The sequence below is a fragment of the Bacteroides sp. genome (genome assembly GCF_028690125.1).
GTDB lineage: Bacteria > Bacteroidota > Bacteroidia > Bacteroidales > Bacteroidaceae > Bacteroides.
The window spans coordinates 59,137-70,910 of sequence record NZ_JAQVBV010000005.1; the positions used below are offsets into that span (position 1 = coordinate 59,137).

Sequence of the window (11,774 nt, forward strand, 5' to 3'; positions counted from 1 at the left end):
TTTGTAAGCTGTATCTTTACCATCTGAAAATATTAACTAAAATAATAAAAAACAGATGTCAAGTATTTCTTCATCAGCTTTTACAGACACCAAGCCACATTATGATCTTCTAGACGGACTTCGTGGTGTAGCAGCTCTTATGGTTATATGGTATCATATATTCGAAGGCTACGCTTTTGCCGGTGGCGGTGCTATCGAAACCTTCAATCACGGATATTTAGCGGTAGATTTCTTCTTTATCCTTTCAGGTTTCGTTATTGCTTATGCATACGATGATCGCTGGCGAAAGAATCTGACAATGAAAGACTTCTTTAAACGCCGTTTAATACGCCTTCATCCCATGGTAGTGATGGGTGCCGTTCTGGGTGCTATTACATTTTACATTCAAGGTTGCGTGCAATGGGACGGAACACATATTGGGATATCTATGATTATGCTATCCCTCCTTTGTACAATATTCTTTATCCCTGCAATGCCGGGTGTTGGCTACGAAGTTCGTGGTAACGGAGAAATGTTCCCATTGAACGGCCCATGTTGGTCATTGTTTTTTGAGTATATAGGAAATATCCTTTATGCCTTATTTATTCGTCGCTTGTCAAATAAGGGATTGACTGTACTTGTTATATTGACCGGAATTGCATTAGCATTATTTGCTATCCTTGATGTCTCAGGTTATGGAAATATAGGAGTAGGTTGGACATTAGACGGAGTAAACTTTGCAGGCGGATTATTAAGAATGCTTTTTCCTTTCTCTATGGGTATGCTCTTATCGCGTAAATTTAAGCCTATTAAAGTAAAAGGTACTTTCTGGATATGTACAATCATATTAATTCTTTTATTCGCAGTACCTTATTTGGAAGGTACAGAGCCAATTTGTACAAACGGTGTTTATGAAGCATTTTGTATTATCATAGCTTTCCCTATTCTTCTCTGGCTGGGAGCATCGGGAACTACTACTGACAAGAATTCAACTAAAATTTGCAAGTTCTTGGGAGATATATCTTATCCAATCTATGTGATTCATTATCCATTTATGTATCTGTTCTACGCATGGTTAATTAAAAATCAACTCTTTACTTTCGAACAGACTTGGCAAGTTGCCTTGTGCGTTTACGCATGGAATATTTTGTTTGCTTATCTATGTTTGAAACTATATGATGAACCTGTACGGAAATACCTAGCCAAGCGCTTTTTAAATAAAAAAACAAGAAACTAAACCAGACTAAACTTAACATTCCGAAATGCACTTCAAAGTTATATTTAGACTTTAGAAGTGCATTTCATTTTGATGTTAACAACAATTGAAAAATCAATTATTGGTAAGAGTAAATTCTTAATCAGAATAACTTCTTAAAGCAAGTTTTTTCACCCAAAGGACAAATATTCCCGTCAAAATTAAGTTCAGTACCAAAGTCAAAACGGAAATAACCAAAGCAGGACCCCCTAAATTATATCCTAAAGCAATAAATATAATTCCTGCACCCACTTCGCCACGGGTAAACATACCAATAGATAAAGCAAGTCTCTCGCTCAATTTTCGGTCACGATAGAAAAACATTGGGCATAGCTTTCCTATATTTGATAAGAAGGAAATGATTACTACATGAAACAAAATCATTCCCCATGACATCATTTCCTGTGAACCAGTTACCGAATAAGCACCTGCATGAGTTTCTGCAAAATTCACTCCTATGAAATGAGGCATACTCATTCCTACCAGAAACATAAAAAAGAAAGAAACTCCGGTTGAAACTTTTCGTTCTACAGGCGTATCATGTTCCTTATGCTTCATAATCATACCCAATACAAATGCCGGCAACAGCACCTCAATATGAATACTTCCTGCTTCACCATACAATTGTTTACTACCAAGGTAAAGCAATTGTGTAGCCAGAAAAATAATCACTGAATAAAAGAGAATCGCCTTCCAGTCCTGACGCCAATTATATTTATTCAGTTGTCTCCAACCAATAGCCAAAAGCCAAAATACAATTACAACCACAATAATCAACTGCCAACGTAATCCAATCATCATAATTTGAAGTGGAATCATCAAAATAATAGTATCCAAGTCATCGAAGATAGCCAACACCTGAATTTTCTTATAAATCCAACTCGACTTCAGCCCGATAGCTGCCAACATCGTAAACAGAATACCAGCCGACGTAGGTGCAGCAAAACGGCTCAGCAATAGATTCTCTTTCCAAGCCTCCCAACTATTCCAATATTCAGGCGGAAGCAATACAAAAACATAATAGATTGCAATCATGAACCAAGGTAAAGCCGCAGTAGCCATCGCTATAAAATAATCTTGTGCATAACTTTTCCAATGCGACTTATCAAGAACAAACTCTCGACCTACATTAATCATGATAAAACTAAGACATACATAGAGTAGTACATTGGCTACTGATTTAACGGTTCCAAAACCGTCACCCGCCATCATCGGCAGGAATTGTGAAACAACGAGTCCCAACATCAGGAAACCCGAAAAAGACAGAACTTTTCTCATATTTATAAATATATTTTAATCTTGGTGATTGCCCGGGAAAGCTCTGTAGACAGAGAGCAATCACCTGGTATATAAAAAACTAACCGCAAAACGATTTGTTCAGAAAAAGACTCTGAAAAATCGTTTTGCGGTAGTATCTTAATCCAGCTTCAGTACAGCGAGGAAGGCTTTTTGAGGAACCTCCACGTTACCAATTTGCTTCATTCGTTTCTTTCCTTTTTTCTGTTTTTCAAGCAACTTACGCTTACGGCTCACGTCACCACCGTAACATTTCGCCGTCACATCCTTGCGAACTGCTTTAATCGTCTCACGGGCAATTATCTTTGCACCGATAGCAGCCTGTATAGCAATATCAAACTGTTGCCGGGGAATAAGTTCTTGTAATTTTTCACACATCCGACGCCCCATATCATATGCATTGTCAAAATGTATCAACGTAGAAAGAGCATCCACCGGCTCTCCATTCAACATTATATCCAACTTGACAAGTTTTGACGGACGGAAACCATTCGGATGATAATCAAATGAAGCGTATCCTTTTGAAATGCTCTTCAAACGATCATAGAAATCAATAACAATCTCTCCCAAAGGCATATTATAAAAGATTTCCACTCGATTACCGGAAATATACTCCTGCTTGATAAGTTCACCACGTTTACCCAAACAAAGCGTCATAATAGGACCGATATAATCAGTAGTCGTAATGATAGACGCTTTAATATACGGTTCTTCAATATGATCTATCAGTGTCGGATCGGGCATACCTCCCGGATTGTGCACTTCCTTCACTTCCCCCTGTTTATCATAGATCATATAAGAAACGTTCGGAACAGTAGTAATCACATTCATATTAAACTCACGGTCGAGACGTTCCTGAACGATCTCCATGTGAAGCAATCCCAAAAAACCACAACGAAAACCAAAACCTAATGCCAGTGAAGATTCCGGCTGGAAAGTCAAAGAAGCATCATTCAACTGCAACTTCTCCAATGAAGCGCGCAAATCTTCAAACTCTTCAGCTTCAATCGGATAGACTCCGGCAAACACCATCGGTTTTACCTCTTCAAACCCTGCAATAGCTTTATCGCACGGACGTGCAATATGTGTAATCGTATCTCCTACCTTTACTTCTTTTGAAGTCTTGATTCCGGAAATGATATATCCCACGTCACCAGTACGCAACTCCTTACGTGGAACCATATCCATCTTCAACACCCCTACTTCATCTGCTGCATATTCTTTGCCTGTATTAAAGAACTTCACTTTATCACCGGTACGGATTATTCCATTCTCTATTTTAAAATAGGCTATAATCCCACGGAAAGAATTGAATACCGAGTCAAAAATCAATGCTTGCAAAGGTGCCTCTTCGTCACCTTCAGGATGAGGAATGCGCTCAATCACAGCAGCAAGAATTTCTTCCACGCCCATACCAGTCTTACCGGACGCACGAATAATCTCTTCACGCTTACATCCCAATAATTCGATGATCTCGTCTTCAACTTCCTCTGGCATAGCACTTGCCATATCGCATTTATTGATCACAGGAATAATCTCAAGATCATGTTCAATAGCCATATACAGGTTAGAAATAGTCTGTGCTTGTACCCCTTGTGATGCATCTACAATCAGCAATGCACCTTCACAAGCAGCAATAGAACGGGAAACCTCATATGAAAAGTCTACGTGTCCCGGAGTATCAATCAGGTTAAGAGTATACTTTTCACCTTTATAAGTGTATTCCATCTGGATAGCATGGCTCTTAATCGTAATACCTCTTTCCTTCTCCAGGTCCATATTATCAAGCATTTGCCCATTTGTTACCTGAATTGTATGTGTAAACTCCAGCAAACGGTCTGCTAAAGTCGATTTACCGTGGTCAATATGAGCAATGATGCAAAAGTTTCGTATATTCTTCATACGGGATTCTAATTTATTTTATCTTTTTGGTGTGCAAAGATACGTAAATGGCGGAACATAAAAAAATGCGTTGATAACATTATAACAATGTATCAACGCATTTTTTTTATCGCTTAAGTGAGTTACTCGCTTAAATCAATTTGATAAAAAGTTCACCTTCAACTTCATCTACAGAAAGTTTGTCTTCTCTTAATAACCAGCCAAGGCCGAGGAACAAGTCTTTATCAACCAATTTAGTTGCTTTTTTCAGCTGTTTGGCAGTCATACCTTCTGTTCCATTCAGTGCAATCCAGATATTTCCTGCAATTTCACCTGCTTTTTCTTTCAACATTTGCTTTGAAAATTTTAGTTATACATACTATTAAATCAACAATTCAAAAGAACTATCAGATTTTATATCGGTGGCAAAGATAGCTATTTTTATGTTATATAACACTTTATCTATTCTTTTTTTGCTTTATTTGTAATAAAAACAGCTATTTCTTACCTATTTTGAGCGTTTTTCAAGGTATTCTACCCATATTCTGGCAGCTTCTTCCACCATTTTTGCGCACGGACGCTTCGTATAGTATTGATTAGTACGTTCTTCGGGAAGTGAAACAATAGGCTCCGTTTTCTTTAATCCTAACAATTCTCCACAAATCAACGATCCGTTTCGCTTTTTAAATTCAGCAGCCAATTCTTGGACAACAGCATAATTTGCCGCTTTTCCTTCACGATCTGTCGCCTCTGTAGCACCCGTTTCAAGTCCCGCTACAAGAAATAACCCGCAAGCCGCCCCACACGTTTCTCTCATACGACCAATTCCACCACCAAAAGAGGCAGACATACGCAAAGCCTGTTCCTGAGTAAAACCATACATATCTGCAAATGCAGCCACTACCGACTGTGAACAATTATATCCGCTTTTAAAAAACTCCACTGCTTTTTGTATTCTATCTTCCATTTCTGTTTTTTTTATTTTCATGCAAAGGTATAAAAAAGTATCTTTGCAGCCGTTTTATTAATCGAAGAAAACAATGGCTACAACATTTGATATTCAGTTACACCATTACTCACGCGGATTTCATCTGATTACCCGTGACATAGTTGCACAACTACCTCCACTACCTGAAAGCGGTTTACTCGTAATCTTTATTAAACATACTTCTGCGGGATTAACGATCAATGAAAATGCAGATCCTGATGTCCGGCAAGATTTTGAAACTTTCTTCAACAAACTAGTACCGGACAGTGCTCCATACTTCATCCATACCTGTGAAGGTCCGGACGATATGAGTGCACACATAAAAGCATCGCTTATAGGAAGTTCTGTTACTATTCCCATAAAAAATTATCGGCTAAACCTGGGAATATGGCAAGGTGTCTACCTCTGCGAATTTCGCGATGGAGGAGACACCCGTAAACTTAGTATTACTATTTTATAATCCTGACTCAGCGTTCTATTTCCAACACCATCGGGCAATGGTCAGAATGTACAGCACCGTTCAAGATGCACGCACTCTTCAACATCGGACCCATCGGATCGCTCACCATACAATAATCAATTCTCCAACCTTTATTCTTAGCACGTGAATTGAAGCGGTAACTCCACCATGTATATTCTTGCTTTTCAGGATAAAGTAAACGAAAAGAATCAATAAAACCTACGGAAAGGAAACGCGTCATCCACTCCCGTTCTTCCGGAAGAAAACCACTATTAGTTGCATTTCGGACAGGATCGTGGATATCAATCGGCTCATGGCAAATATTATAATCACCACAAAGAACCAGATTAGGACGAGATTTTCGCAATTCCATCACATACTTCTGAAACTCTTCCAGCCAGACCATTTTGAATGCCTGACGTTCGTCCCCACTTGTCCCCGAAGGATGATAAACACTGACCACCGATAGATCTCCAAAATCAGCACGAATGAAACGCCCTTCGTTATCATAAGCCTCTATACCCATTCCATATTCCACATAATCAGGTTTCTGCTTTGTCAGAATAGCAACCCCACTATACCCTTTCTTTTGTGCCGAATAGAGATAAGATTTATAGCCTAACGACTCAAATACCTCAGCCGGATATTGATCAGGTTGTAGTTTCGTTTCCTGCAAACAAAGAACATCAGGATTTTCTTGCGCCAACCATTCCGGAAATCCTTTAGTAACAGCTGCACGAAGTCCGTTCACATTATAAGTTATAATCTTCATCATATCTGTTTATTGATTTATATCTATTTGTTTTTATGAAAATAACAGCATAATATTCAATACTGATACAATCACAGCAATAGCATAAAGTACAAAAGTACTCCAACGACTATTGACATAATCCCCCATCACTTTTCGGGAAGAAGTCAGTCCCACCTGCAAAAACACCGTAAAAGGCAACTGAATACTAAGAACCATCTGTGAAATAATCAAGCCTTTGAAAGGGTTCCCGATAAAGAATATCAGTAACAGAGCAATACCTAAAGAAAGAAGAATACCCACCTGAGAGTGGCTGTCTTTTATATGATAAGACTCCCCAAAGATACCTGCAAAGATAGATCCAGCCGCCATCCCACTTGTGATAGTAGAGGATATACCTGCCATCAAAAGAGCCAGTGCGAAAACAACTGCAGCATTGCTACCCAACAATGGTTCAAGCAAAGATTTTGCCTGTTGCAATTCTTCTACTTGAATTCCACTTTTAAAGAAAGTAGCCGCAGCCAATAAAATCATTGCACTATTAATAGCCCAGCCAACAATCATAGAAAAAAAAGTATCGAACAGTTCATATTTCAGCACTTTCTTAATAGAGGCATTATCTTGCTTATTATATTCATGACTCTGTATCACTTCCGAATGTAAAAAGAGATTATGAGGCATTACTACAGCTCCTAGCACACTCATAATGATCAACATACTTCCTTTAGGAAAAGAAGGAGTCATCCACCCTTCTACTGTCATCGGCCAGTCTATCTTTACTAAAAATAATTCATAAATAAACGAAAGTCCGATCACTGACACAAAGGCTATAATTGAACGTTCTATCTTCTTATAAGAATTAGTAAATAGCATGACAGAAACGAACAGAGTAGTCAATACCGCGCCCCATATAATCGGAATATCAAACAACATTTCGAGTGCGATAGCACCTCCCAAAATTTCAGCCAATGAAGTAGAAATAGAAGCTAATACCGCAGTACCAAGAATCGGACGTGAAACCCATTTAGGGGTATATTTTGTAGCAGCTTCTGAAAGACAAAGTCCCGTTACAATGCCCAAATGGGCTACATTGTGTTGTAGGACAATTAACATGATAGTAGACAAAGTTACCACCCAAAGCAGTGAATAACCAAATTCGGAACCTGCTGCAAAGTTAGAAGCCCAGTTTCCCGGATCAATAAAGCCAACAGTTACTAAAAGTCCGGGACCAATATATTTAAAAACATCCAATCCACCCAGATATCGTTTGTGGTCTTTGCGTTTTAAGTCTTGAAAAATATTTTTCATTATTGCATAATAGTTTATTGAATACAAATATACTTATAAATAACGATCACAGGCTATTTTTAGTTCAAAATACCAACAAATAAGGAATGGGCAACTAGTGAATAACAGGCAAAAAAAAATACGGATTACACTAAAACACAGTTTTTATTAACTAAAACTGTAGATTCCGTGTAATCCGCGCCTAAAATAATATTTAAAAGGGGGGTAGTAAAGATTGATCAATATCCCATCTCGTGCAATGCGTGACACAATTGGTCTGGACACGAAGTAACTCTACCTCCACAACGTACCCCTTCTAATTTCTGAAGCACATCTTCGACTTTCATACCTTTTATCAGCCGAGAAATACCCTGAAGATTTCCGTTACATCCACCCCAAAAGGTTATTTCCTTCACAATACCGTCTTCCACATTCAGTTCAATGTTCGTACTGCAAGTGCCTTTTGTTTTATATACATATTCCATAACCTGTTTACTCTTCGCCTTCTTCCGGACGCATATTAGTATAAACAGTTTGTACGTCATCAAATTCTTCCAGACGTTCTACCATCTTATCCAATGTTTCGCGTTGTTCAGGAGTTACGTCCTTCAAGTCATTCGGAATATAAGTGAAGTCTCCACCGACATCTTCGAAGCCACTTTCTTCCAAATGTTTCTGGATAGCAGCATAGCTCTTAGGATCTCCATAAATAGTGATTGTTCCTTCTTCTTCATCTTCCTCATACTCATCGTCCACATCATAATCAATCAGATCAAGAATCAATTCTTCCATATCAACTCCATCTTTCATCTTAAAGGTAAACATACATTTATGATCGAACAAGAATGCTAGAGATCCCATTGTACCCATGTTTCCGCCAAACTTGTTGAATACTGAACGAACGTCAGCCACTGTACGTGTAGCGTTGTCAGTTAATGTATCCACAAATACAGCAACTCCATGAGGACCGTATCCTTCGTAAGTCATGCTCTTGTAGTCACTCTGATCTTTACCCATTGCGTTCTTAATAGCACGGTCGATATTATCTTTCGGCATATTCTCACGCTTTGCATTCGCGATAATCGCACGCAGAGTAGGATTATTTTCCGGTTCCGGACCACCAGCTTTTACAGCAATAGCAATCTGTTTACCTATTTTTGTAAATGTACGAGCCATATGACCCCATCTTTTCAGCTTAGCGGCTTTTCTATATTCAAATGCTCTTCCCATTGGTTTATATTTTTATAATATGATTTATTTTTGTATTATCTTAATTTTGCATTTAATTTATCTTCTAGATTCTTCACTAGTTTCGACATGATTTTATCAATCATCTTGTCGTTCAGCGTCTGATTTTCATCTTGAAGCAAGAAACTTACGGCATACGATTTCTTACCAGCTTCTAAATTCTTACCTTCGTATACATCAAAGAGTTCTACTTCTTTCAGCAGTTTTTTCTCTGTCTCATAAGCAATCTTTTCGATTTCAGCAAACTGTATATTCTTGTCAATCAGCAATGCCAAGTCGCGCTTCACAGCCGGGAATTTTGAGATTTCCCTGTAACTGATCTTCACAGAACGAATCGCCTTCAACAATTCACCCCAATTCAGATCAGCATAATAAACGTCATTATCTATATCGAATGCTTTCAACAATTTCTTTGTTACCACACCGAAAGATGCAAGACGTTTACCACCTTTGGTATTTACAGATAGCGCAGTAGCAAAGATATCGTCCGCCAAATTTCCGACTACCAGATTGTGTAAATCCAGTCCGAGACGTTTCAGTATATTTTCAACATAAGCTTTCAACTCATATACAGATGAATTTTCATCAGGATGTGCCCACGAATTAGAAACTTTCTTGCCGGTTACCCACAATCCCAAATGATAATCTTCTGAATAGGCGGCTAATACTTTTTCTGTATTCTTTTTATCAGCATCGAAATGATAGCAATTACCGAATTCAAAGAATTTCAAGTCAGCATTTTTGCGGTTAGCATTATGAGCAATACTTTCCAATCCACCAAACAACAATGTCTGACGCATACCATTCAAATCCGCACTCAACGGATTCATCAACATCACCAGATGATTGGAAGGATAAGTTTCCAGTCCATCGTAATAAGCAGCACGAGTCAGCGAGTTATTCAGAATTTCATTAAATCCGCATCCAACCAATTGCTCAGCAATCAGATTCTGCAATTTATTTGATTTGTCATGCTCCCCCTTCGTAGTAAGACTAGACTTCAATGTAGAAGGAATCTCTACATTATTATATCCGTAAATACGAAGAATATCTTCGATCACATCACAATCACGTTGTACGTCCACACGATAAGGTGGCACTGCTAATGTCAACCCCTGAGCAGTCTCATTCGATATTTTCATTTCCAAGCTAGTCACGATACTCTTGATCGTGTCTACCGGAATCACTTTACCAACCAATGAATGTACTTTTTCATAAGAAAGTTCTACCACAAAATCCTGAACAGGAGCAGCACATACATCTTTAATTTCAGAAGAAATCAGACCACCTGCCAATTCTTTTACCATCAAGGCAGCGAGCTTCAAACAGTAGATAACACTATTCGGATCAATACCACGTTCGAAACGGAAAGAAGCATCTGTATTCAATCCATGACGACGGGCTGTTTTACGTACCCATGTCGGATGGAAATAAGCACTTTCGATAAATACGTCGGTAGTAGTTTCCGTAGAACCTGAATCAAGTCCACCGAATACACCCGCAATACACATCGCTTCTTCCTTGTTGCAAATCATTAAATCGCGTTCGTTCAACTTACGTTCCACCTCGTCTAATGTTACAAACGGAGTACCCTCAAGCATTGTTTTTACAATGACTTCATTGCCTTTAATCTTTCCGGCATCAAAGCAGTGCAATGGCTGACCGAAAGCATGTACTATATAATTAGTAATATCTACTACATTATTAATAGGACGCAAACCAATCAGGCGAAGTTTATTCTGCAACCATTCCGGACTTTCCTTCACAGTTACACCTTTTACAGTTACTCCGGCATAGTGAGGACATGCTTCGCCATTTTCCACTTTCACATCAATATCTAGTTCATGGTTATCTACCTTGAAAGTATCCACTGACGGGCGCTGCAATGTAGCTTCCTTACCATTCTGAATAAGATAAGCATACAAGTCACGAGCCACACCATAGTGTGAACAAGCATCAGCACGGTTTGGAGTAATATCTACTTCAAGTACATAATCACTTTTAATATTATAATAGTCCTTAGCAAGAGTACCCGGAAGAGCTTCTGCCGGCAATACGATGATTCCCGCATGATCAGTTCCAATACCTATTTCATCTTCTGCGCAAATCATGCCAGTAGATTCTACACCACGGATTTTAGATTTCTTAATCGTAAAACATTCATCCCCGTCATAAAGCTTTGTACCCAAAGTAGCAACAACCACTTTTTGTCCGGCAGCAACATTGGGAGCACCGCAAACAATCTGAACCGGTTCATCGCCTCCCAAATTAACAGTAGTAACGTGCAAATGATCAGAATTAGGGTGTTCAACACAGGTCAGCACTTCGCCGATCACAAGTCCTTCCAAACCACCCTTAATAGTTTGTACTTCTTCCACTCCACCTGTTTCCAAGCCGATAGAAGTAAGCGCAGCCGCCGTTTCATCGGGCGTCAAATCGAAATTGACATACTCTTTCAGCCAGTTATAAGAGATATTCATATAATTAAATTTTTATTGTTTCTCAAAAAGATTCGCAAAGTTAATAAGATTTTTTGGTTGGTAGTGAAGGATTTGAAAGAAAAATGCAAAAGGGAGTCATCCTGTACCATTAAAGATGATGAGGGTGAATCAAAGTCTGACACACTCTC

General features: G+C 38.7%; 11 protein-coding genes. 2 read left to right on the plus strand and 9 right to left on the minus strand.

The genetic code is table 11. The features are described 5' to 3' along the window. Positions 1-55 precede the first annotated feature (55 nt). The gene (locus PHO71_RS04735) at positions 56-1,216 is read left to right on the plus strand and encodes an acyltransferase (protein WP_300199695.1); all 1,161 of its coding nucleotides are present in this window, start codon (positions 56-58) and stop codon (positions 1,214-1,216) included. Between the two features lie 117 nt (positions 1,217-1,333). On the opposite strand, the gene PHO71_RS04740 is transcribed toward PHO71_RS04735, so the two are convergent. The 4 genes from PHO71_RS04740 to PHO71_RS04755 all read right to left on the minus strand — a co-directional run bounded on the left by PHO71_RS04740 (position 1,334) and on the right by PHO71_RS04755 (position 5,378). Then, positions 1,334-2,512, minus strand: a complete 1,179-nt coding sequence (locus PHO71_RS04740; protein WP_300199698.1) for a sodium:proton antiporter — start codon at positions 2,510-2,512, stop codon at positions 1,334-1,336. 138 nt (positions 2,513-2,650) lie between these two features. Beyond that, entirely contained in the window at positions 2,651-4,432 is a 1,782-nt protein-coding gene (lepA, locus tag PHO71_RS04745) for a translation elongation factor 4 (protein ID WP_300199701.1), read from the minus strand. A gap of 130 nt (positions 4,433-4,562) precedes the next feature. Beyond that, positions 4,563-4,763, minus strand: a complete 201-nt coding sequence (locus PHO71_RS04750; protein ID WP_300199704.1) for a winged helix-turn-helix domain-containing protein — start codon at positions 4,761-4,763, stop codon at positions 4,563-4,565. Positions 4,764-4,919: 156 nt separating this feature from the next. Next, positions 4,920-5,378, minus strand: coding sequence for a C-GCAxxG-C-C family protein (locus PHO71_RS04755; protein WP_300199706.1), 459 nt, complete (start codon positions 5,376-5,378; stop codon positions 4,920-4,922). 73 nt (positions 5,379-5,451) lie between these two features. Between PHO71_RS04755 and PHO71_RS04760 the strand changes: the two genes are divergently transcribed. Beyond that, positions 5,452-5,859 (plus strand): secondary thiamine-phosphate synthase enzyme YjbQ, encoded by a 408-nt coding sequence (locus tag PHO71_RS04760; RefSeq protein ID WP_300199709.1) that lies wholly within the window; start codon positions 5,452-5,454, stop codon positions 5,857-5,859. Between the two features lie 7 nt (positions 5,860-5,866). On the opposite strand, the gene PHO71_RS04765 is transcribed toward PHO71_RS04760, so the two are convergent. The 5 genes from PHO71_RS04765 to pheT all read right to left on the minus strand — a co-directional run bounded on the left by PHO71_RS04765 (position 5,867) and on the right by pheT (position 11,625). After that, the gene (locus PHO71_RS04765) at positions 5,867-6,631 is read right to left on the minus strand and encodes an exodeoxyribonuclease III (RefSeq protein ID WP_300200017.1); all 765 of its coding nucleotides are present in this window, start codon (positions 6,629-6,631) and stop codon (positions 5,867-5,869) included. Between the two features lie 33 nt (positions 6,632-6,664). Beyond that, entirely contained in the window at positions 6,665-7,918 is a 1,254-nt protein-coding gene (locus PHO71_RS04770; RefSeq protein ID WP_300199712.1) for an Nramp family divalent metal transporter, read from the minus strand. Between the two features lie 218 nt (positions 7,919-8,136). Next, positions 8,137-8,382, minus strand: a complete 246-nt coding sequence (locus tag PHO71_RS04775) for a TIGR03905 family TSCPD domain-containing protein (protein ID WP_300199715.1) — start codon at positions 8,380-8,382, stop codon at positions 8,137-8,139. A 7-nt stretch (positions 8,383-8,389) separates the two neighbouring features. Next, positions 8,390-9,127, minus strand: coding sequence for a YebC/PmpR family DNA-binding transcriptional regulator (locus tag PHO71_RS04780; protein ID WP_300199717.1), 738 nt, complete (start codon positions 9,125-9,127; stop codon positions 8,390-8,392). Positions 9,128-9,162: 35 nt separating this feature from the next. After that, positions 9,163-11,625 carry a phenylalanine--tRNA ligase subunit beta gene (gene pheT, locus PHO71_RS04785; RefSeq protein WP_300199719.1) on the minus strand — a complete coding sequence of 821 codons (2,463 nt, stop codon included), beginning with the start codon at positions 11,623-11,625 and terminating at the stop codon, positions 9,163-9,165. Positions 11,626-11,774 lie beyond the last annotated feature (149 nt).

Excerpts from the sequence above, each read along its gene's own strand:
- PHO71_RS04735 (WP_300199695.1), top strand. The coding sequence starts at position 56 with ATGTCAAGTATTTCTTCATCAGCTTTTACAGACACCAAGCCACATTAT.
- PHO71_RS04740 (WP_300199698.1), bottom strand. The coding sequence starts at position 2,512 with ATGAGAAAAGTTCTGTCTTTTTCGGGTTTCCTGATGTTGGGACTCGTT.
- lepA (WP_300199701.1), bottom strand. The coding sequence starts at position 4,432 with ATGAAGAATATACGAAACTTTTGCATCATTGCTCATATTGACCACGGT.
- PHO71_RS04750 (WP_300199704.1), bottom strand. The coding sequence starts at position 4,763 with ATGTTGAAAGAAAAAGCAGGTGAAATTGCAGGAAATATCTGGATTGCA.
- PHO71_RS04755 (WP_300199706.1), bottom strand. The coding sequence starts at position 5,378 with ATGGAAGATAGAATACAAAAAGCAGTGGAGTTTTTTAAAAGCGGATAT.
- PHO71_RS04760 (WP_300199709.1), top strand. The coding sequence starts at position 5,452 with ATGGCTACAACATTTGATATTCAGTTACACCATTACTCACGCGGATTT.
- PHO71_RS04765 (WP_300200017.1), bottom strand. The coding sequence starts at position 6,631 with ATGAAGATTATAACTTATAATGTGAACGGACTTCGTGCAGCTGTTACT.
- PHO71_RS04770 (WP_300199712.1), bottom strand. The coding sequence starts at position 7,918 with ATGAAAAATATTTTTCAAGACTTAAAACGCAAAGACCACAAACGATAT.
- PHO71_RS04775 (WP_300199715.1), bottom strand. The coding sequence starts at position 8,382 with ATGGAATATGTATATAAAACAAAAGGCACTTGCAGTACGAACATTGAA.
- PHO71_RS04780 (WP_300199717.1), bottom strand. The coding sequence starts at position 9,127 with ATGGGAAGAGCATTTGAATATAGAAAAGCCGCTAAGCTGAAAAGATGG.
- pheT (WP_300199719.1), bottom strand. The coding sequence starts at position 11,625 with ATGAATATCTCTTATAACTGGCTGAAAGAGTATGTCAATTTCGATTTG.